Genomic DNA, 21,827 nt, shown 5'->3' on the forward strand with positions numbered 1-21,827 from the left:
GCGCTCCTTCACCGATACCCGGATGCCGTCATGACCCCATCCCGCCGCCTGCTGTCGCTGTGTCTTGCCGCCATGGTCATTCCGTCGGCGGGCTCCGTACTCGCAGCCTCCCCGCCACCAGTGTCGTCGGAGCGCATGGTCGACGTCCTGCATCGTGCGGCGCCGTCGCTCGACCGCAACGTGCTTTCCATGGCGACGAGGGCGATGACGTGCTCGATCCGGCGTGGCGAACCCGTGCCGATGCGTCGGCTCAGCGTGATCGATTATTCGCGGCCCTCCACCCAACCGCGCTTGTGGGTGTTCGACCTGGAAAAGGCCCGCCTGCTATTCGAGGAGCGCGTCGCGCACGGTCGCAATACCGGCGAGAACCTGGCGACGCGGTTCTCCAATGCGACCGGCAGCTACATGTCCAGCCTGGGCGCGTTCGTCACCCAGGAATCCTATCGCGGTGCCAACGGCTACTCGCTGCGCCTGCAGGGACTGGAACCGGGCTTCAACGACAACGCGCGCGAACGTGCCATCGTCATCCATGGGGCACCTTATGTCAGTGACGCGCTGGTGCGCGCGCAGGGGCGATTGGGGCGCAGCCTCGGTTGTCCGGCCGTCCGCGCGGCCGTGGCGCAGCCGCTGATCGACAGCATCCGCGGCGGCTCGTTCGTGTTCGCGTACTACCCCGATCCCGCCTGGCTGAAGCAGTCGCGCCTGCTGGGCGCGGACTGCGGCCAGGGCGTGGCCGCGCATCCTGCGCCGTCGGGCGCGGGTGGCTGACGCAGCTCAGATATCGAGCGGGATTTTCAGGTAACGCCGCCCGTTTGCTTCAGGCCCGGGCAGTCGTCCGGCCCGGATGTTGACCTGCAGCGATGGCAGCAACAGCACGGGCGCAGCCAGCGTGGCATCGCGCGCTTCGCGCATCTTCACGTAATCCTCTTCGGTCACGCTGCCGCCGATGTGCACGTTGCGCGCCTTTTCGTCGGCAACGGTGGTTTCCCATGCGTAGTGGTCGCGGCCCGGCGCCTTGTAGTCGTGGCAAAGGAACAGGCGCGTGTCGTCCGGCAGCGACAGCAGTGCGTGGATCGAGCGGTACAGCGTGCGCGCATCGCCGCCGGGGAAGTCCGCGCGCGCGGTGCCGTAGTCGGGCATGAAAAGCGTATCGCCGACGAATACCGCGTCGCCGATGCGGTAGGACACGCAGGCCGGCGTATGGCCTGGAGTATGCATGACGCGGACCTGCAGCCCGCCGAGCGGGAACGTCTCGCCATCGCGGAACAACCGGTCGAATTCACGGCCGTCGCCGCTGACGTCTTCCAGTCCGAACACGGGCGCGAATGTGCGCTGCACGTCGCGGATGTGTTCTCCGATGCAGATCGGCGCACCTGTCTTTTCTTTCAGCCACGGCGCTGCACTGAGATGGTCGGCGTGCGCATGCGTCTCCAGGATCCACGCAACCGCCAACCCTTGTTCCGCGGCAAAGGCGAGCAGGGCGTCGGCGGAACGGTGCGAAGCGCGGCCCGAACGGTGGTCGTAGTCCAGCACCGGGTCGATGATGGCCGCCTGCGCGGTGGCGGGGTCCCACACCACGTAGCTGATGGTGTTGGTGCTTTCATCGAACTGGGCGTGGACGGAGGGTGTCGGCATGACGCTGCTCCCGGTGTCGCGAGGCCGGCAGGCGGCGGAATGCGGATGATCGCAGTCGAAGCAGGCAAGGCCAAGCGGGTTCAGGCCGCCTGCGAGAACTCCTCGAAGGCTTCCAGCGCGTGCGCGGCGTACATCAGCGAGGGACCACCGCCCATGTAGACGGCGATACCCAACATTTCGTGGAACTCCTCCGGCGTGGCGCCCAGGCGTACGAGCGCCTTGGCGTGGAAGCCGAGGCAGCCATCGCAGCGCGACGCCACGCCGATGGCCATGGCGATCAGTTCCTTGGTCTTTTCGTCCAGCGCGCCGGCGGCCATCGCGCCACGCGCCATGGCGCCGAAGCCCTGCATCACCGCGGGTGCGGCTGTCCTGAAGGGAGCGAGATGTCGGTTGATGCGAGTGGTCAGTTCCTGGTAGCGGTCTGCACTGGACATGGGATTCTCGATAGGTAGGGTCAGTCTTGCCGGGATACCGGCAAGCTTTCGGCGCGCCACGCGGACATGCCGCCGGCGACGTTCAGATAGGTGCGTGCGTCCTTGCCGGCCAGGCTCGACTGCGCCAGGCGGGAACGCATGCCGCTCTGGCAGATCAACAGGATCTCGGTAGCGGCGGCCGGGAGGCGGGTGTCCAGCAGCGCGGGGCCGCCGGCGCGCAGTTCGGCCAGCGGGATGTGATATGCACCCAGCACATGCCCACCGGCGAACTCGCCTGCTTCCCGCACGTCAACGAGCGCCGCGCCCTGGTTCATCCGTTGCACGGCATCGCGCGGCGAAACCTGCGCGGCTCCGACGCCGAACAGGGTCTTCAGCATCGCGATCATCGGGATGTCCTCGGGTACTTTCGTGGGGCGGCGGCGGGGGCGCAATAAATGCCATGGAGCGTCTGCATGACCTCTGCCGCCGGTCCCGGCGTCAACGTATAGATCACGTTCTGCGCCTCGCGCCGTGTCTGTACCAGACCTTCTTCGCGCAGCACGGCCAGATGCTGCGACAACGCCGACTGGCTCAGGTCGAGCAGGGCGTTGATCTCGCCCACGGAGCGCTCGCCCGAGGCCAGCAAGCACAGGATCTGCAGGCGCTTCTCGTTGGCGAGCGCCTTGAGCAGTTGCGCAGCGTCGCCCGCATGCGCCTGCATGGCGGCCACGTCGAACGCGGGTGTGGGAGGGTTGCCGGTCATGCGGGCTCCGTGGTCAGGGGCAGGCCTCCATTGCGCCATGCGGTGAGGCCGCCGGCAAGCGAGCGGACATGCGAAAAGCCGAGCGCCTGCAGGCTGTCGGCCGCAAGCGCGGAGCGGCCTCCGGTCAGGCAATAGAGCACCACGTCGCGATCGGGGGCGGCCAGCGCCTCGCTGGTTGTGCAGGCCATCGCCGGATGCGCATGGATCTGGAACTCCAGCACGCCACGCGGCAGGTTGATGGCGCCTGGCAAATGGCCCTGCGCGTACTCCTCGGGCTCGCGTACATCTATCACGGTGCTGTGTTCGTCAACGGCGAGCTGGTCGGGCGCGATCTCTTCGATGCGGCCACGAGCCTCGGCGACCAGATCCTGGACGGTGCGTGCCATGGATGCCTCCAATACATTAGTTGACGCTAATATTAGTAAATGCTAATTTGCATTGCAAGCCGACCGGCATTCCCGCCGGGGGCGCCATCGGACCTGGAGGGGAAGACATGGCACGCATCGTCGTACTGGGCGCAGGCATCGGCGGCATGAGCGCCGCCTACGAGCTTCGCGGCACCCTTGGCCAGGGTCCGGAGATCACCGTGATCGGCGAGGGCGACCGTTTCTCGTTCACGCCGTCCAATCCCTGGGTCGCCGTGGGCTGGCGCAAGCCGTCCGATGTCGAGATGCCGGTCGCCCGCTACCTGGCGAAGAAGAAGATCGCCTTCGAAGGCGCCGGCGCCGAGCGGGTCGAGCCGGGCGCCAACCGCGTGCTGCTGCGCGACGGGCGCTACGTCGATTACGACTATCTGGTGATCGCGACGGGGCCGCGACTGGCGTTCGACGAGGTGCCGGGTCTGGGGCCTGAAGGTGGCTTCACCCAGTCGATCTGCACCACGCCGCATGCGACCACCGCGTGGCAGGCGTACCAGGCGTTCCTCGAAAATCCGGGCCCGGTCGTCGTGGGCGCCGCGCCGATGGCCAGCTGCTTCGGTCCGGCGTATGAATTCGCGATGATCCTAGACAGCGACCTGCGCAAGCGCAAGGTGCGCGACAAGGTGCCGATCACCTACGTGAGCCCGGAACCGTACGTCGGACACATGGGTCTTGGAGGTGTCGGCGACTCCAAGGGCTTGATGGAGTCCGAGTTCCGCCAGCGCCACATCCGGTGGATCACCAACGCGAAGATCACGGCGGTGCGCGAGGGCGAGATGGACGTGTCCGAAATGGACGACGCCGGCCAGCCGAAGAAGGCGCACACGTTGCCGTTCACGTATTCGATGGTGCTGCCTGCGTTCACCGGCGTGTCCGCGGTTCGCCAGGGCGAGGGGCTGTGCAATCCGCGCGGTTTCATCCTGATCGACAAGCACCAGCGCAACCCTGCCTATCCCAACATCTTCTCGCTCGGTGTGTGCGTGGCCATCCCGTCGGTGGAGGCCACGCCGGTGCCGACGGGCGCGCCGAAGACCGGCTTCATGATCGAGTCCATGGTGACCGCCGTGGCGCACAACATCCAGGCCGAACTGGCCGGCACGCCCGCCACGGCTGAAGCCACCTGGAATGCGATCTGCCTGGCCGACATGGGCGACACCGGCGCCGCCTTCGTGGCACTGCCGCAGATGCCGCCACGCAACGTCACCTGGGCCAAGGTCGGCAAGTGGGTGCACGTGGCCAAGATCGCGTTCGAGAAGTACTTCCTGATGAAGATGAAGTCCGGCAACACGGAACCGATCTACGAGAAATACGTCCTCAAGCTGCTCGGCATCATGCGCACCCGCTGATGCCCGCCCCCCGAACCTTTCCGGAGAACGCCACCATGAACCTCGACCGTGCCGTCCTCGCCTTCGCTGGCGTGATGACCCTCGCCAGCCTGGCGCTTGCCCACTTCGTTTCACCGTTGTGGCTGTGGTTCACCGTCTTCATCGGCGTGAACATGCTGCAGGCCAGCGTCACCGGCTTCTGTCCGGCGGCCATCGTCTTCCGCAAGCTGGGCGTGCGCGCCGGCTGCGCATTCAAGTGAGAGCGAGGCCTGCCGTGAGTCGCACCGTGATGCCTTCGCGCCCGTTGTTGCCGCTGTTGCTGATGGTCACGCTTGCCGCATGCGGGCACGAAGAGCCCGCCGCGCCTCCCGCGCGCATCGACGGACTGCAGACCTTCCAGGTGCATGCTGCCGACGTGGCGGACGGTCGCGCCTGGGAAGGCGTGGTGGAGGCTGTCCGCCAGGCCACGCTGTCGGCGCAGACGAACGGGCGCGTCATCGCCGTGTCGCGCGATGTCAACGATCGCGTGGCCGCTGGCGATGTGCTTGTGCGGCTCAGTGCGGTCGAGCAGCAATCCGGTGTCGACGCCGCACGAGCCCAGGTGCGCGCGGCGGAAGCGTCCGCGACCGAAGCGGACGCCAACTATCAGCGCTTCGCCAACCTGGCCAAGGGCCAGTTCGTTTCCCGGGCGCAGCTGGACCAGGCCCGGATGGCGCGCGACTCGGCCCTCGCCGCGCGCGATGCCGCACGTGCCCAGTTGGCGAATGCCGGCCAGCAGACCGACTACACCACCATCCGCGCGCCCTATGCGGGTATCGTCGCCACCCGCGATGTCGAACCGGGCGAGAGCGTGGGAGTCGGCCAGACCCTGATGACCGTGTTCGCCCCGGATGCGTTGCGCATCGACGTCGCCGTGCCCCAGTCCGAAGCCGAGGCGATACGCGCCGCCCCGGTGGCCACGGTCACGCTGGACAGCGGACGACAGATCGAGGCCGATGACGTCACCGTCTTTCCCGCGGCCGACGCGTCTACCCATGCCGTGCGCGTACGCGTGCAACTTCCTGCGCTCGATGCGCCGCCGCAACCGGGGGTTACTGCCAAGGTGGCGTTTCCGGCGGTGAAAGGCGCCGCGTTCCCCCGCGTGCCCGCGAGCGCACTGGTGCGCCGCGGCGAGGTGACGGCCGTCTACGTGCTCGTCGACGGCCGGCTTTCGCTGCGCCAGGTCAGGTTGGGTGATGTCGCTGCCGAGCATGTCGACGTGATCTCGGGACTCAAGCCAGGCGACGCCGTCGCCGTCGATCCGGTGGCCGCGCAGCAGGCGCTGGTCGCCGCGCGCAAGGAGCGCTGACATGGCTCCGCTGACGTCACCGCCGCGACTGGGCATCTCCGGTCGCATCGCGCGCAGCTTCCAGGCCAATCCGCTGACGCCGATCCTCGCGCTGCTCGGCCTGCTGCTGGGGCTGGTGGCGGTGATGATCACGCCGCGCGAGGAAGAGCCGCAGATCGACGTCACCATGGCCAACGTCATCGTGCCGTTCCCGGGCGCGGATGCGCGCCAGGTCGAGCAGATGGTGACCTATCCGCTGGAACAGAAACTGTCCGAGATCGAGGAGATCAAGCACACGTATTCGATCAGCCGGCCCGGCATGGCGGTGCTGACGGTGGAGTTCGACGTGGGCGTCAAGCGTCAGCCCGCGCTGGTGCGCCTGTACGACAAAGTGTTCTCGAACCAGGACTGGATGCCGGCGAACCTCGGCGTAGGCCAGCCCATCATCAAGCCCAAGGGCATCGACGACGTGCCGGTGATGGCGCTGACCCTGTGGACGGACGATCCGCAGCGCGGCGCACGCGACCTGGCCGAGGTGGCCCACACGCTGGAAACCGAGCTCAAGCGCATCCCCGGCACGCGCGACGTGTTCACCCTCGGCGCGCCCGAACGGGCGGTGATGGTGCAGCTCGATGCGGCGCGGCTGGCCAGCCATGGCCTTGCGGTGAACGATCTCTCTACAGCGCTGCAGGCCGCCAACCTGGCGCGCCAGGCGGGTGAGCGCGTCGGTACGGATGGGGTGGTGCAGGTGACTTCCGGCCAGTTCCTGGCCGACCGCGCGGACGTGGCCGGCCTGGTGCTGGGCGTGGCGGGCGGACAGCCGGTGCGCCTGGAAGACGTGGCGACGGTAAGCGATGCGGCCGATGCGCCGTCGAGCTATGTGTGGCACGGGGCGCCCGCCACGCGCGCGGGACCTGCAAGTGGCGTGGCGCCGGCGGTGACGCTGGCCATCGCCAAGAAGCCGGGCAGCAATGCGGCCGACATCACGTCCGCCGCCCTGGCGCGGGTGGAGGCCTTGCGCGGCACCGTCATTCCCGACGGCATCCAGGTGGAGACCACGCGCGACTACGGCCTGACGGCCAGCGACAAGGCGCAGACGCTGATCAAGAAGCTGGTCTTCGCCACCGGCTCGGTGGTGCTGCTGGTGCTGTTCGCGCTGGGCCGTCGCGAGGCCATCGTCATCGGCAGCGCGGTGGTCCTGACGCTGGCGGTCACGCTGTTCGCGTCGTGGGCGATGGGATTCACGCTCAACCGCGTATCGCTGTTCGCGCTGATCTTCTCCATCGGCATCCTGGTGGACGATGCCATCGTGGTGGTGGAGAACATCCACCGCCACATGGCGCAGGGCGGCAAATCACTGGCCGAGGCCATCCCGCCGGCGGTGGATGAAGTGGGCGGTCCGACCATCCTGGCCACCTTCACCGTGCTCGCGGCGCTGATGCCCATGGCCTTCGTCAGCGGCCTGATGGGGCCTTACATGCGGCCCATTCCGATCAACGCGTCGGTCGGCATGCTGCTGTCGCTGATGATCGCGTTGGTGGTCACGCCTTGGCTGTCATTGAAGCTGCTCAAGCGGCATGCGGTCGTGCATGCGGGTGAGGGCGCTGCCCACGGGCATGCGGAAGGCACGATGGCCGCGCGCCTGCATCGCCTGTTCGAGCGCGTGATGTCGCCGTTCCTTGATGCCGGCGCGGGTGCGCGGCGCCGACGCCTGCTGTTCGTCGCCATGGCCGTGCTGGTGGCGCTGGCCGCCAGCCTGGCCGTGTTCAAGCTGGTGGTGCTGAAGATGCTGCCGTTCGACAACAAGTCCGAACTGCAGATCGTGGTCGACCTGCCCGAAGGACGCGCGCTGGAGGACACCAACGCGCTGCTGGCCGAACTGGCCGGCGTGCTGGACCGTACGCCGGAAGTCCTGCACTACCAGGGCTATGCCGGCACGGCCGCACCGATCAACTTCAACGGGCTGGTGCGGCAGTACTACCTGCGCGAGGGGGCGAACGTCGGCGACCTGCAGGTGAACCTGGTGGATCGCCACGACCGCGACCGCAAGAGCCACGAGATCGCCGTCGCCCTGCGCCCGCAGGTGGACGCGATAGGCCGTCGCCACGGTGCGTCGGTCAAGGTGGTGGAAGTGCCGCCCGGGCCGCCCGTGCTGTCGCCGATCGTCGCCGAAGTGTACGGGCCCGACTACGCCCGTCAGCGGCAGGTGGCGCGGGCGCTCGAACAGCGTTTCCTGGCTACCGACGGCATCGTCGATGTGGACACCAGCGTGGAAGCCGATGCGCGCCGCGACATTCTGGTGATCGACCGTCTGCGCGCTGCACGCCTGGGCGTGCCGCAGGCTGCGATCACCGAGACGATCGCCGCCGGCCTGTCGGGGCTGGACGCGACCCACGTGATCGATGGCGGCTCGAAGTATCCACGCCCCATCCGCCTGCGCCTGCCGGTGGCCGACCAGGCCTCGCTCGACGGCCTGCTCGCGCTGCGGGTACGCGGCGGCAACGGCCAACTGGTGCCGTTGTCGGAACTGGTGCAGGTGCGCTCCACGTGGTGGGATGGCGCCATCCACCACAAGGACCTGCTGCCGGTGGTGTACGTGATGGGCGACGAGAGCGGCACCGTCGACAGCCCGCTGTACGGGATGTTCGACCTGGTCGGCCAGATCGCCGACAACGCCATCGACGGACAGCAGGTGGCGCAGTTCTTCATCCGCCAGCCCCCGGACACCACCGCCTTCGGCATCAAGTGGGATGGCGAGTGGCAGATCACCTACGAGACCTTCCGCGACATGGGCATCGCCTATGCGGCCGGCATGGTGCTGATCTACCTGCTGGTGGTGGCCTACTTCCGCAACTACGTGGTGCCGCTGGTGATCATGGCGCCCATCCCGTTGACCGTGATCGGCGTGATGCCGGGCCACGCCCTGCTGGGCGCGCAGTTCACGGCCACCAGCATGATCGGCATGATCGCGCTGGCGGGCATCATCGTGCGCAACTCGATCCTGCTGGTGGACTTCATCAACCACCTGGTCGAGCGCGGGCAGACGCTGGAGTCGGCGGTCGTCGACGCCTGCGCGGTGCGCGCGCAGCCGATCGCGCTGACTGCGCTGGCGGCGATGGCGGGTGCGTTCTTCATCCTGGACGACCCCATCTTCAATGGCCTGGCGATCTCGCTGATCTTCGGCATCCTGGTGTCCACGGTGCTGACGCTGGTGGTGATTCCGTTGCTGTACTACGGGCTGAAGCAGCGCGCACACAAGGAATCCAAGGCATGAATCTATCGAACCCCTCTCGGCTGCTGTGGTTGGCTTGCTTGGCATGGGCCGTCGCGGCATGTGCCCCCGGGGACGTCGGTGACGCTGACCGCCACGTGGCGGAAGCCGACCCGGGGCAGGGCGCCGAAACGCCACGGACGGCACCGATCGATCCCGATCTCGACCGCGCGAAGGCGGCCGCACAGGCCTTCAGCGGTCGTCTGCGTGGCCGCCTGCAGGCGGCGATGCAGGCCGGTGGCCCCACCGCTGCCGTCGAGGTCTGCCATGCCGAGGCGCCGGCCATCGCAGACGCGGTGATGGCCGAGCACGGCGTGCGCCTGGGCCGCGTCGCGCTGCCCGGACGCCACCGCAACGCCGGACATGTTGCTGACGGTTGGCAGCTCGCCACGCTGGAGGCCTTCCAGCAAGCCGTCCTGGAGGGTGCGTCCGCCGCGGAGCAGGTGTCGGTGGTTCGCGAAGGCCTGCCCGAGGGCGTCGCGTTGCGCCTGATGCGGGGCATCGCCACCGAACCCGGCTGCCTGGCCTGCCATGGCACGCAGGTCGCCCCGGCCGTCCGCACTGCCATCGCGGCGCATTATCCTGACGATGCGGCCACCGGTTTCGCGGTGGGCGACCTGCGCGGCGGGCTGTGGGTCGAAGTGCCCGCCGCTGCCCACACCCCTCAGGAGGCCACGCCATGAGCACCGACGCGCCGATCCGCATAACCCTGGAACAGGAAGAGGACTACAGCTTCCGCATCCGCTTCGACGACACCACCATCGCCGAGCTGATGACCGACGAGCCGGAGCCACTGGGCAGGGGTGAGGGGCCGAACCCGACGCGGCTGCTGGTGTCTGCCGTGGCCAACTGCCTGTCGGCCAGCCTGCTGTTCGCACTGCGCAAGTTCAAGAATTCACCAGGCAAGCTGGTGACGCATGCGACGGCCGAACTGGTCCGCAACGAACAGGGGCGGCTGCGCGTGGGTCACATCCATGCCGACATCCGGCTTGCAGAAACCGGCACGGCGCATGCCTCGCTGGAACGCATCCTGGCCCAGTTCGAGAATTTCTGCGTGGTGACGGAGAGCGTCCGCCACGGCATCGATGTGTCCGTGAGCATCACCGATGCCGACGGCGTCCAGCTGCACGGTACGGTGCGGACGGATCAGGCCGATTCCTGAGCTGGGGGGCTGCTCTTGTGGGAGCGACGCAAGTCGCGATGAGGCGTTACCGCAGGCCTCTCGCGACTCACATCGCTCCCACCCGGGTGCGGAAAGGCCGGGCAAGCCCCGCGCTCCCGGATCGCCGCCGGCCCTCGGGCGTGGCATGATCAGGACTTCCGCAGTCCGCATCCGAAGCCGTCCGTGATCGCGCCCATCAAGGGGAAGGCCACTTCGCTGGACATCGCCCATCTCGCGGGCGTGTCGCAGCCCACCGTCTCGCGCGCGCTGCGCGGCAGCCCGATGGTCAACGAGGAGACGCGCAAGCGCATCCTGGCCATCGCCGAGCAGCTGAACTACAAGGTCGACAAGAACGCCTCCAACCTGCGGCGCCAACATTCCGGCACGCTGGCGCTGCTGTTTTTCGAAGACCCCACCCCGGACGAGTCGTCCATCAACCCGTTCTTCCTGTCCATGCTGGGCAGCATCACGCGCGCCTGTGCGCTGCGTGGCTACGATCTGCTGATCTCGTTCCAGCAGTTGTCGACCGACTGGCAGGCCGACTACGAGGACAGCAAGAAGGCCGACGGCATCATCCTGCTGGGGTATGGCGATTACCTCGAATCGCGCGGCCGCCTGGAGCGGCTGGTGGAGCAGGGCACGCATTTCGTGCGCTGGGGCGCCGTGCAGCCGGGTACGCCGGGCGTGTCGATCGGGTGCGACAACACCCAGGGCGGCCACGACATCACCGCGCACCTTATCGAACAGGGGCGTCGCCGCATCGCCTTCCTCGGGCACGCGTCCAACCACTATCCCGAGTTCTTCGAGCGCTACCTCGGACACCGGCAGGCATTGGACGTCGCAGGCGTCGAGGCGGACACCGCCCTGCAGGTGGATGCCATCACCACCGAGCAGTCCGGCCATGAAGCCGCCTGCGAACTGCTCGCGCGTGACGTGCCGTTCGATGCGATTTTCGCTGCCAGCGACCTGATCGCGGCGGGCGCAATGAAGGCCTTGCTCGAGCGCGGCCTGCGGGTGCCGGAAGATATCGCCGTGGCCGGTTTCGATGACATTCCGCTGGCCAGCTTCGTCAACCCCGGCCTCTCGACGGTGCAGCAGGACACCAAGCGCGCAGGCGCCCTGCTGGTCGAAACATTGCTGGCACTGATCAATGGTGAACCGGCGGAAAGCCAGACCATCCCGGTCAGGCTGGCGCTGCGCGGGTCGACGGCGACGAAGTAACCACGCTGTTGTAGGAGCGACGTGAGTCGCGACCGCGGCCCACACGCGTCAGGAAATCCAGATAACGCCAGCTTTCTGCACCTACAGGTTATCGCGCGACCCTGCGCCGATGCGGACCCAAGGTCTGCGGTCGCGACTGACGTCGCTCCTACAGAAGGCGCTGACTTCAATCCGCCTTGGGCGCTTTGCGTGCCATCAGTTCCGCCAGCCGCGCGCGCGTATCGGCGCGGGTGATCGGCGCGTCCAGCAGGAACACACGCACGCCGTGCGCCGGCACCTCGGCTTGCAGGCGGTTGCGCACCCGTTGGGTTTTGCCGGTGAACGCATCGCGCCAGGTGCCGGCCTGCAGGTGATCGGATACCGACAGCTTCGCCGGCGTATCCGCCTTGTTCAGCAGCACCAGTGCGGTCTGGGTGGTGCCTTCGTGCTGCAGTACGCGGTAGAAGATCGCCTGGTCGCCCTTCATGCGCACGTTGAGCTGGAGGCCGCGCTGCAGGGCCGGCGTGTCGCGGCGCAGCTGGGCGATGCGCTTCAAGGGCGCGAAAATCGGGCTCTGCGGCGCGGCATCGATGCGTTCCTGGCCGAAGTAGTTGCGGTTGCCGGCATGTTCCGCATGGCCGCGTTCGAAGCCGGCTTCCGAGCCGTAGTAGATCACCGGGATGCCGCGTGCGGTGAACAGCCAGTTGTGCGCATCGATGAAGCCTTCGTCCGTGGCATTCATGCGTGCCATGTCGTGGTTGTCGTAGAACGTCATCAGGTCGTACGGGTTCGCGTACGGACCATCTTCCAGATACAGCGCTTTGCCGATCTCCTCATAGCTGGTGCCGGGTTTCTCGAATACCTCCGTCAGCTTCCCCTTCAGCGGGAAGTCCAGCACGCTGTAGCTGCCGTTGCGTGCCCAGGTGTGGCCGGCGATGCTGGCGGCGTCGTAGTTGAAGTTCTCGCCGAACATGAAGAAGCCCGGCTTCTTCGCACGCATGCGGTCGGCGAATTCCTTCCAGAACGCATGCGGCATCCAGGCGATGGTGTCCACGCGGAACGCGGCCGCGCCCTGGTCGATCCACTGCTCGTAGGCGCCGACCAGGTATTCCATGACGACCGGGTTGTTTTCGTTGAAGTCGGACAGCTGCGCCAAACCACCGCCGGTGTTGTAGAACGCGTGCATCGGCTTGCGGCGCGGGTCCAGCCTGTCGGGGTCGAGGTTCTGATGGTCGGCGATCAGTTTACCGTTCTGGTCCCAGATCTTGCCGTACTGCGGCTGCATCTTCGGCATCGAATAGGCTGGCGAGCCGTGGTTGCCGACGATGTCCAGCACCACGTCGAGCTTCTGCTCCTTCATGGCGCGGGTGAAACCGGCGAAATCCAGCCCTTCGCTCGGCAGGTGTTCGTCCAGCCTGTAGAAATTGATGCCCCAGTAGCCGTGGTAGCCGGTCTTGCCGCGGTCGGTGAACATGCCAGCCCACTTCACTTCCTCGCCGCCGGTGAAGGCTTCGTCCGGGTTGTCGATGATCGGCGTGATCCACACCGAGGTGAAGCCGAGGTCGCGGATGTAGCCGGCGTTGTCCAGCACGCCCCTGAAGTCGCCGCCGAGGTAGCCGACGTTGTCGGTCTGGCCTGCCGGCGCGCCCGGCGTAGGACGATCGAACGTCGGGTTCTTCCCGCCCTGGTCGCGATGATCGTTCGACGGATCACCATTGACGAAGCGGTCCGTCAGCACGAAGTACACGGCTTCCTTCGCGAAGGGTTCGGTGGTGCCGTAGAAGGCGTCGGCTGCGAGCGCGACGCCGGGCATGCCGACCATGGAGGCCAGCGCGATGGCGAGGGAGCGGCGGGCGTGCTTCATCAATGGGCCTGCGAGGAAAGGGGAGCGGGGCTGTGCGCGGGCTCGCGCACGAAGACAAGGGCGGCAGCGGCCAGCAGCAGGCTGGTGCCGCTGATGACCAGCGCGAACACGGACTCGTTCGCGAAGAAGGTGCGCAACGAAGGCCCGAGCAGCGTGGCGGCCACGATCTGCGGCACCACGATGAACATGTTGAAGATGCCCATGTAGATGCCCATCTTTTCCGCCGGCACATGGCTGGACAGCAGGGCGTACGGCATCGACAGGATGCTGGCCCACGCCACGCCGACCAGCGCGAACGAGCCGATCAGCCAGGCCGGATGCGGCACGAACCACATCGACAGGAAGCCAATGCCGCCCAGCACCAGCGAGCCGGCATGCACCGCCTTGCGGTTGAGCGGGAAGCGCGCCGCATAGAAGCTCAGCAGCAAGGCGACCAGCATCGACGACAGCCCGTAGTAGCCCATGTACGAACCCACCAGGTCCGCCGCATTCTGGAACGCGGCATTGGTCGACTGGAAGGCCGCAGCTTGCGCTGGCACCGCCATGTCGAAGGCGGCGGGATCGGGTGCGGGCGCCTTGAACACGTGCTCGGTCAGGCCGGGTGTGGCCATGCTCCACATGGCGAAGAACGCCAGCCAGCTGAAGAACTGCACCAGGCCGAGCCTCAGCATCTGCGCGGGCATGTGGACGACGTGGTGGACGATCTCGCCGGCGAAGTTGCCGCGCCGTTTTTGTTCCTCGCGGAAGCGCTGCAGGTCTTCAGGCGGGTATTCGGGCGTGGTGAAGATGGTCACCAGGATGCTGGCCATGAACACGAATGCGCCGATCGCGAACGCCACCTTCACCGAAGGCGGCACCACGCCGGGGCCGGCTTCGTTCGGCACGCCGAGCTGGGTGATGAACCACGGCAGGTTGCTGGCCACCCAGGTGCCCACGCCGATGATCAGCGTCTGCAGCACGAATCCGTAAGAGCGCTGCTCTTCCGGCAGCTTGTCGGCCACCAGCGCACGGAACGGTTCCATGCTGATGTTGATGCTGGCATCCAGTACCCACAGCAGGCCTGCCGCGATCCACAGCGTGGGCGAGTGCGGCATGAACACCAGCGCGATGGAGCTGAGGATGGCACCGATGAGGAAGAACGGGCGGCGGCGCCCCAGGCGCGGATGCCAGGTGCGGTCGCTCAGATAGCCGATCACCGGCTGCACCAGCAGGCCGGTCAGCGGTGCGGCGATCCATAGCAGTGGCAACGCGTCCTTCTCCGCGCCCAATGTCTGGAATATGCGGGACATGAAGCCGCCCTGCAGCGCGAAACCGAACTGGATGCCGAGGAAGCCGAACGACATGTTCCAGATCTGCCAGAAGGACAGGCGGGGCTTGGCGGTCATTCGGTATCCCTGGCGGTGCGGTGCGGTCGGAGTGCGCGCACCCGATGGCGAGCGTCGCGGCATCTTGCCGACATGTGCGTCCGATTCCATGCTGCACCGCAAACAATGCCGATGCGCGAAGACGCCTGCGCCGGAGCGCCGCCACGGCGCGTTGCAGCGAAGGAAAGCGTTGGCACACCTGCGTTTCGCGCGATCGAATGCACGATCAACCATCACCGGAGTGATCGGAGCCGCGTGGCTCGGGCCGATCATCTGCATACGTATTCATGCACACCCATGACGACCTCCGCTCACACATGCCAGTGGCTCGTGGAATAGTGGCGCCCGCCGAGCGCCCCGGATGGGGGCGCCGCGCATTGCGGACGGGTGCATCGATGACGAAGAACAACTGGTGGCGTGGCGCGGTGATCTACCAGATCTACCCCCGCAGCTTCCTGGACACCAACGGGGATGGCGTGGGCGACCTGCCGGGCATCGTCGAGAAGCTCGACTACATCGCCGGCCTGGGCGTGGACGCCATCTGGATCTCGCCGTTCTTCAAGTCGCCGATGGCGGACTTCGGCTACGACATCGCCGACTACCGCGACGTGGACCCGCTGTTCGGCACGTTGGCCGATTTCGATCGCCTGCTCGCCAAGGCGCACTCGCTGGGCGTCAAGGTGATGATCGACCAGGTGCTTAGCCACTGCTCGGTCGACCATGCCTGGTTCAAGGAGAGCCGCGAGAGCCGCGACAATCCCAAGGCCGACTGGTACGTGTGGGCCGATCCGAAGGAAGACGGCACCCCGCCGAACAACTGGATGTCGCTGTTCGGTGGCGTGGCCTGGCGCTGGGAGCCGCGCCGCGAGCAGTACTACCTGCACAACTTCCTGGCCAGCCAGCCGGACCTGAATTTCCACAACCCGGCCGTGCAGCAGGCCACGTTGGACAATGTGCAGTTCTGGCTCGACAAGGGCGTGGACGGCCTGCGGCTGGATGCGATCAACTTCTGCTTCCACGACGCGCAGTTACGCGACAACCCGCCCAAGCCGAAAGAGAAGCGGGTCGGGCGCGGCTTCAGCCCCGACAATCCGTACGCGTACCAGTACCACTATTTCAACAACACGCAGCCGGAGAACATCCCGTTCCTGGAGCGCCTGCGTGGGTTGCTGGACAAGTATCCCGACGCGGCCGCGCTGGGCGAAATCTCGTCGGAGGACTCGCTGGCCACCACCGCCGAGTACGTCAGCGACCAGCGCCTGCACATGGGTTACAGCTTCGAACTGCTGACCGATGACGGCAGCGCCGGTTACATCCGCGACACGGTCGAGCGGCTGGAAGCCGCGATGGTCGAAGGCTGGCCGTGCTGGGCGGTCTCCAACCACGACGTGCAGCGTGCGGTCACGCGCTGGGGCAACGGCGATGCGTCGCCGGCCCTGGCAGCGCAGCTGGTCGCCCTGGTGTGTTCGCTGCGTGGCTCGGTCTGCCTGTACCAGGGTGAAGAACTGGGGCTCCCCGAAGCCGATGTGCCCTACGAAGCGCTGCAGGATCCCTACGGCAAGACGTTCTGGCCGAACTTCAAGGGCCGCGATGGGTGCCGTACGCCGATGCCATGGAACGATGGCGAGCAGGCCGGCTTCAGCCACGGTAATCCGTGGTTGCCGATCCCCGCGGAACATCGCGCGATCAATGTCGCCGCGCAGGAAGCCGATGCCGGCTCCATCCTCAACCAGGTGCGGCGCTTCCTCGCGTGGCGACGCAGCCAGCCCGCATTACGCGTGGGCAGCATCCGCTTCCTGGATGCCCCCGAGCCGGTGCTTGCCTTCGTGCGCGAGACCGGAGGCGCCGCGATGCTGGTGGTGTTCAACCTGTCGTCGCAGGAGGTCTCGTGGGCATTGCCGGGAAGCATCGTGCCGCGCGCGGTGGAAAGCCACGGCCTGCCGTCCGGCATCCTGCAGGATGGCGGGCTCGTGCTTCCGCCCCGCGGCGTGTACTACGCCCTCATCGACTGAAACAACGGGACGCAAAGATGGACATGTGCCTGGGCAGGATCGGGATCACGCTGTTGCTGGTGGCCGCATCGTTCATCACGCAGGCACGGGAGCACGCAGACTCGGTCGTGGCGGCGCAGGCGGTGACCGGCGAGGGCGTCACCGGCACGCTGCTGCGCCACGCGCAGCTCCCTTCCCGCCATGTCGCGGCGAGGAACGTGGACGTCTGGCTGCCGCCCGGCTACACGGAAGCGGAAGGCACGCGTTATCCCGTGCTCTACATGCACGACGGCCAGAACGTGTTCGACCCGTCGACGTCCTACACCCACGTGGACTGGGGCGTGGACGAGGCGATGACGCGCCTGATCGCAAACGGGCATGCGCGCGCCGCCATCGTCGTCGCGGTGTGGAACACGCCCAAGCGCCTGCAGGAATACATGCCGCGCAAGACCATCGATGGCGAAACGTTCATCCCCACGCCAGGTGATCCGCCGTTTCCGACGGCCGAGATCGTCGCGGACGATTACCTGGCCTTCCTCGTCACCGAGCTGAAGCCGTTCATCGATGCGCAGTACCGCACGCTCACCGGCCCGGCGGACACGTTCGTGATGGGGTCCAGCATGGGCGGCCTGATTTCCGCGTATGCGGTGCTGGAGTACCCGCAGGTGTTCGGCGGGGCAGGGTGCGTGTCCACGCACTGGCCGATCGCCGGCGGTATCGTCGAAGGCTACCTGGCGAAGCACCTGCCTGCGCCCGGCGGCAACCGCTTCTACTTCGACTACGGCACCGAAGCCATCGACGCGATCTACGAGCCCTACCAGCAGCGTGTCGACAGCGTGATGCGGACGCGTGGATATCGTCCCGGCAAGGATTTCCTGAGCCACCGTTACCTGGGCGCGACCCACAACGAAGCGGCCTGGCGGGATCGCATCGAAGTGCCGCTGGGCTTCCTGCTGCGACCCTGAAAGCAGCGTACTCCCGCGCGCGTCCGATCGCCCACGCGCGTGCGCATGATCGCGCTCCGCGCGCGGCGACCTGTTGCCTGAACGACCGTGACGATGCCTTGCATCATGCGAGCGCGTGGTCGTCCGCGCCCACGGAACCCGTGTTACGCCAATGCGTGGAATATGCATGAATACGTATGCAGCGCGGATTGTGCAGCTGCGTGCGCCACTACCATTGCCGCACGTTTCGGGGCACTTGCCCCTGGCGTGGCAGACCCGGGCGATCGCATCGTGCGACGCACCCGGTTCATCGCATACAACGTCCTTGGAGAGGGGAACATGCAACTCAAGCGCAACCTGCTGAGCGCGGCGTTGGCGTCCGCCATCGCGCTCACCGCGACGGGCGTACAGGCCCAGACCGCCGAAACCGTCGACGAACAGACGCAATCGACCGATGCCACCGAGCTGGAAACGGTGGTGGTGACGGGCATCCGCCGCGGCATCGAGAGCGCGATTTCGGTCAAGCGCGATTCCACCTCCATCGTCGAGGCGGTATCCGCCGAAGACATCGGCAAGCTGCCGGATGTCAGCATCGGCGAATCCATCGGCCGCCTGCCTGGTCTGGCCGCACAGCGCGTCGCGGGTCGTGCGCAGGTGATCAGCGTCCGCGGCCTGTCGCCCGATTTCTCCACCACGCTGCTCAACGGTCGCGAGATGGTCAGCACCGGTGACAACCGCAGCGTCGAGTTCGACCAGTATCCGTCCGAGCTGGTTGGCGGCGTGACGGTATACAAGACGCCCGATGCCGGCCTCATCGGCCAGGGCCTGTCGGGCACCATCGACATGCAGACCGTGCGCCCGTTGAGCTTCGATGCGCCGGTGGGCGCCGTCGGCGTCCGCGGCCAGCGCAATTCACTCGGCGCGGCGGCCGATGCGTCCGCCTACGGCGAGCGCATCAACGCCAGCTACATCACCCAGAATGAAGCGCGCACCTTCGGCTTCTCGATCGGGTATTCGCACACCACCACGCCGATCCAGGAAAACCAGGTGGGCCTGTACGAGCCCTGGCAGGCCATCGGCGACAACTGGCGCCCGGGCGTGCCGGCCGGCACGTTCTATTCCGACGGCATCAAGGCGTTGCGCCGTACCGGCGAAACCAAGCGTGATGGCGTGATGGCCACGGTGCAGTTCCGTCCGTCGAATGCGTGGACCAGCACGCTGGACCTGTTCCATTCTGAAGCCGAGCAGGTCGATACGGCCAACCAGTTCGAAGTGCATATCGGCGACTACAACGGTGGCTATGGTCGTCTGGACGTCACCAATCCCGTCATCAACGGCGACAACACCTTCACGGGCGGCACCGTCGGCAACGTGTACCCGCTGGTGCGCGGCATGTACAACCGTCGCGAAGACGAGATCAACGCCTTCGGTTGGAACAACGAGTTCACGACCGGCCAGGTGCGCATCATCGCCGACGTGGGCTGGTCCCGAGCCAAGCGTGACGAGCTCAACCTCGAGAACAACACGCAGATGCTGCCGGCGCCGCAGCTGGACACGCTGCAGTTGCAGCTCAGGAACAACGGGTTCTCGCAGATCAATCCCGGGCGCGACTATTCGAATCCGGAGTCGCTGTACCTGACCGGCACGATCTACGGCTCGGGCTACGGCAAGGTGCCGAGCGTGGTCGATGAACTCCGCACGGGCAAGCTGGCCGCGTCCCTGCCGGCACCCGGGTTCCTGTCCTGGATGACCGACATCGATGTCGGCCTGAACTACGCCGACCGCGAGAAGAACAAGCGTCAGCCCGAGGCCAACATCAACCTCGGCGCGCAGGGCATCACGACGATCGGGTCAGACCTGCAGTACCGCCCGGTCGACCTCAGCTTCGCGGGCATCGGCTACATCCCGTCCTGGAACGTGCCCGCAGCCGTGGCGCGCTATATGACCTTCGAGCCGAGCGACAGCGCGTTCCCGTATCTCGTCGCCAAGGCCTGGGATGTGCGTGAGAAGACCACCACAGCCTACGTGCGCGGCAACATCGACACCGAGTGGGGCGGCGTCAGCGTGCGCGGCAACGCCGGTGTGCAGGTCCAGCACGTCGACCAGGCTTCCGACGCGATCAGGCTCAGTGGTGGCAGCAATCCGCAGCCCATCCACATGGGCAAGACCTTCACCGACGTGCTGCCGAGCATGAACCTGGCGTTCGGTTTCGACAACGACCAGACCCTGCGTGTCGCGTTGGCCAAGCAGGTGGCGCGCCCGCGCGTGGACCAGCTGCGCGCCTCGCTGGAAGTCACGGCGTCCGACGGTCCGGACCAGAACAACGGCACCGGCCTGCGCAACAGCTTCGCCAGCGGCGGCAATCCGCTGCTGGATCCGTGGCGGGCGTATGCGTTCGACGTGTCCTACGAGAAGTACTTCGGCACCAAGGCGTATGTCGCGGCGGCCTATTTCTACAAGGACCTGCAGACCTACATCTATACCCAGACCGATCCGTTCTACGATCTGTCCGCTTACACGTCCGACATCCCGCCGCACCCGAACTTCCCGGGCGTCGGCGTCAACCCGACAGGCAGTTACTCGCGGCCGGTGAACGGCGATGGTGGCACGCTGCAGGGGCTGGAGCTGTCGGCGTCGCTGCCGTTCGACATGTTCAGTGATGCGCTGGAGGGCTTCGGTGCGGTGGCCAGCGCCACGTTCAACGACAGCAACATCCAGATCCGCGACCCGGAGAGTGCGTCCAGCGTGGGCGCGGGCGACATCGATCTGCCGGGCCTGTCCAAGCGGGTCTACAACCTGACGGTGTACTTCGAGAAGAACGGCTTCGAGGCGCGCATCAACCAGCGTCGGCGTTCGGACTTCATCGGTGAGATCGGCAACTTCAACGGTAACCGCACGCTGCGCTACGTGGTCGGCGAGAACATCACCGACGCGCAGGTCAGCTACTCGTTCCCGGACGGGCATGCGCTCGGCGGCCTGAGCGTGCTGTTCCAGGCCAGCAACCTGACCGACGAGGCCTACCAGACCTACGCCGGCACCAAGGACCGTCCGCTGGAATACGTCGAGTGGGGCCGCAGCTACCTGCTGGGCGTCAGCTACAAGTTCTGATTCACGCGATACTTTGCTCTCCCAGCCCGTCGGCCCCGTGCCGGCGGGCTTTTTATTTGGGCGGGGGCAAGACCGGCGCTGCAGGACCGACAAATAAAGGCCAGGCATACGCTTGGCCTTTAGGATGCTTGGTGGAGCCTGGGAGGATCGAACTCGCGACCTTGGCATTGCAAACGACGCCCAACCATTGAGCCGTGTAAGGCTAAGTCCTTTCAAATCATCAGCGATGACTGCTCTTAGTCGGTTTGGGGTACCGATCTGAGCGGCAGGGAAGCTAAGGTAGAACTTGGCGGACGCATGCGAGCGTGATGGGGATTTGGCATGAAGGTGGTCGTGAGGCCCGTATCCAGTTGATGGCTGACGTCCGTCGTCCCTTTTCGGGTTCGTTGGTAGAGAGGGTGTCTGATGTCTGTTACCGACCCATAGCGGGCATCCTGCAGTAGAACTGGTTGCAGTCAGTTCGCCCCATGAGGTTTGCCCAAGAGGAGATCGAGCGAGGACATCGTACGCTCGCTTCACGTCGCCGAGGCGGCTTGTTTGCCCGCACCGATCGCCCTAAGATCAAGTCATATCAAGGGGCTAGCCCATCGTGCTACGGGCTGGCATCAGGACGAATTCCTATGGGTGTATTTGGAAAAGTAGTTGGGGACAGGGTCGCCATGATCGGCATTTTGCTGGATGGCTCGGCACCGTATGGCGACCGTCTTGACTGCGCCAAGTATCTGGGTGAGTACTTCGATGATGATGCTGAGCGCGCGCTGTTCCATGTCGCATGTGATTCAGCAGAGGACGAGGATCTGGTCGAAGACTGTGGCGAGGCTTTGGCAAGTATTTGGTTGAAGAGAGGTAGTGTTAATCACGAGCTTCTTTCCCGGCTTCCCGGTCGCGTGCAGTTGATAGCGCAAGCCGTACTGGATTCTCAGAAGAGCTCGGTAGTTGGGGGCCCTACGACCGGTGCTATCGAAGAGGAGGCCTAGGTTGGATTTCTCTAAAGCGGACTCCGAGATGTCCGCTTCTGGCCGACAGCCGACACGCCAGTCT

The 21,827-nt window shown here is 66.3% G+C and carries 19 protein-coding genes; 12 read left to right on the forward strand and 7 right to left on the reverse strand.

The features are described from left to right. The first annotated feature begins 72 nt into the window (after positions 1–72). Positions 73–768: a murein L,D-transpeptidase catalytic domain family protein gene (locus FB548_RS12510; protein ID WP_255470568.1), complete on the forward strand. Its 696-nt coding sequence runs from the start codon at positions 73–75 to the stop codon at positions 766–768. 6 nt (positions 769–774) lie between these two features. Here the strand turns inward: FB548_RS12510 and FB548_RS12515 are convergent, their stop codons facing one another. From FB548_RS12515 to FB548_RS12535, 5 genes are all read right to left on the reverse strand, one after another. Then, positions 775–1,635, reverse strand: coding sequence for an MBL fold metallo-hydrolase (locus tag FB548_RS12515; RefSeq protein WP_142125126.1), 861 nt, complete (start codon positions 1,633–1,635; stop codon positions 775–777). A gap of 80 nt (positions 1,636–1,715) precedes the next feature. Continuing rightward, positions 1,716–2,069: a carboxymuconolactone decarboxylase family protein gene (locus FB548_RS12520; protein ID WP_142125127.1), complete on the reverse strand. Its 354-nt coding sequence runs from the start codon at positions 2,067–2,069 to the stop codon at positions 1,716–1,718. Between the two features lie 20 nt (positions 2,070–2,089). Continuing rightward, complete coding sequence (locus FB548_RS12525; RefSeq protein WP_221625956.1) at positions 2,090–2,455, reverse strand: rhodanese-like domain-containing protein; 366 nt, start codon at positions 2,453–2,455, stop codon at positions 2,090–2,092. Further along, complete coding sequence (locus FB548_RS12530) at positions 2,452–2,811, reverse strand: metalloregulator ArsR/SmtB family transcription factor (protein ID WP_142125128.1); 360 nt, start codon at positions 2,809–2,811, stop codon at positions 2,452–2,454. Before FB548_RS12530 ends, FB548_RS12525 begins: the two co-directional genes overlap by 4 nt. Then, the gene (locus FB548_RS12535) at positions 2,808–3,197 is read right to left on the reverse strand and encodes a rhodanese-like domain-containing protein (protein WP_142125129.1); all 390 of its coding nucleotides are present in this window, start codon (positions 3,195–3,197) and stop codon (positions 2,808–2,810) included. The genes FB548_RS12530 and FB548_RS12535 overlap by 4 nt, the downstream gene beginning before the upstream one ends. A 107-nt stretch (positions 3,198–3,304) precedes the next feature. Between FB548_RS12535 and FB548_RS12540 the strand changes: the two genes are divergently transcribed. The 7 genes from FB548_RS12540 (at position 3,305) to FB548_RS12570 (ending at position 11,536) form a co-directional block, all read left to right on the forward strand. Then, positions 3,305–4,576 (forward strand): FAD-dependent oxidoreductase, encoded by a 1,272-nt coding sequence (locus FB548_RS12540; RefSeq protein ID WP_142125130.1) that lies wholly within the window; start codon positions 3,305–3,307, stop codon positions 4,574–4,576. 35 nt (positions 4,577–4,611) lie between these two features. Further along, positions 4,612–4,815: a DUF2892 domain-containing protein gene (locus FB548_RS12545; protein ID WP_142125131.1), complete on the forward strand. Its 204-nt coding sequence runs from the start codon at positions 4,612–4,614 to the stop codon at positions 4,813–4,815. Between the two features lie 14 nt (positions 4,816–4,829). Continuing rightward, positions 4,830–5,903, forward strand: coding sequence for an efflux RND transporter periplasmic adaptor subunit (locus FB548_RS12550; RefSeq protein WP_255470541.1), 1,074 nt, complete (start codon positions 4,830–4,832; stop codon positions 5,901–5,903). Position 5,904: 1 nt separating this feature from the next. Beyond that, positions 5,905–9,156, forward strand: coding sequence for an efflux RND transporter permease subunit (locus FB548_RS12555; protein WP_142125132.1), 3,252 nt, complete (start codon positions 5,905–5,907; stop codon positions 9,154–9,156). After that, a complete protein-coding gene (locus FB548_RS12560; RefSeq protein WP_142125133.1) occupies positions 9,153–9,836 on the forward strand; it encodes a DUF3365 domain-containing protein in 684 nt (227 codons plus the stop codon). Before FB548_RS12555 ends, FB548_RS12560 begins: the two co-directional genes overlap by 4 nt. After that, positions 9,833–10,315 carry an OsmC family protein gene (locus FB548_RS12565; protein ID WP_142125134.1) on the forward strand — a complete coding sequence of 161 codons (483 nt, stop codon included), beginning with the start codon at positions 9,833–9,835 and terminating at the stop codon, positions 10,313–10,315. Before FB548_RS12560 ends, FB548_RS12565 begins: the two co-directional genes overlap by 4 nt. 183 nt (positions 10,316–10,498) lie before the next feature. Further along, positions 10,499–11,536, forward strand: a complete 1,038-nt coding sequence (locus FB548_RS12570; RefSeq protein WP_255470542.1) for a LacI family DNA-binding transcriptional regulator — start codon at positions 10,499–10,501, stop codon at positions 11,534–11,536. Positions 11,537–11,702: 166 nt separating this feature from the next. Here the strand turns inward: FB548_RS12570 and FB548_RS12575 are convergent, their stop codons facing one another. Together FB548_RS12575 and FB548_RS12580 are read right to left on the reverse strand one after the other, a co-directional pair. Next, complete coding sequence (locus FB548_RS12575) at positions 11,703–13,328, reverse strand: alpha-amylase family glycosyl hydrolase (RefSeq protein WP_221625969.1); 1,626 nt, start codon at positions 13,326–13,328, stop codon at positions 11,703–11,705. A gap of 50 nt (positions 13,329–13,378) precedes the next feature. Further along, a complete protein-coding gene (locus tag FB548_RS12580) occupies positions 13,379–14,764 on the reverse strand; it encodes an MFS transporter (protein ID WP_142125136.1) in 1,386 nt (461 codons plus the stop codon). Between the two features lie 374 nt (positions 14,765–15,138). On the opposite strand from FB548_RS12580, the gene FB548_RS12585 reads away from it, so the two are divergent. From FB548_RS12585 to FB548_RS12600, 4 genes are all read left to right on the forward strand, one after another. Beyond that, entirely contained in the window at positions 15,139–16,755 is a 1,617-nt protein-coding gene (locus FB548_RS12585; RefSeq protein WP_142125137.1) for an alpha-glucosidase family protein, read from the forward strand. Between the two features lie 17 nt (positions 16,756–16,772). Continuing rightward, positions 16,773–17,699, forward strand: coding sequence for an alpha/beta hydrolase-fold protein (locus FB548_RS12590; protein WP_221625957.1), 927 nt, complete (start codon positions 16,773–16,775; stop codon positions 17,697–17,699). A gap of 318 nt (positions 17,700–18,017) precedes the next feature. After that, complete coding sequence (locus tag FB548_RS12595) at positions 18,018–20,786, forward strand: TonB-dependent receptor (protein ID WP_142125138.1); 2,769 nt, start codon at positions 18,018–18,020, stop codon at positions 20,784–20,786. A gap of 659 nt (positions 20,787–21,445) precedes the next feature. Beyond that, positions 21,446–21,763 (forward strand): hypothetical protein, encoded by a 318-nt coding sequence (locus FB548_RS12600; protein WP_142125139.1) that lies wholly within the window; start codon positions 21,446–21,448, stop codon positions 21,761–21,763. Positions 21,764–21,827 lie beyond the last annotated feature (64 nt).

Origin of the sequence: Pseudoxanthomonas sp. 3HH-4 (assembly GCF_006716465.1) — a bacterium.
Classification (GTDB): domain Bacteria; phylum Pseudomonadota; class Gammaproteobacteria; order Xanthomonadales; family Xanthomonadaceae; genus Pseudoxanthomonas_A.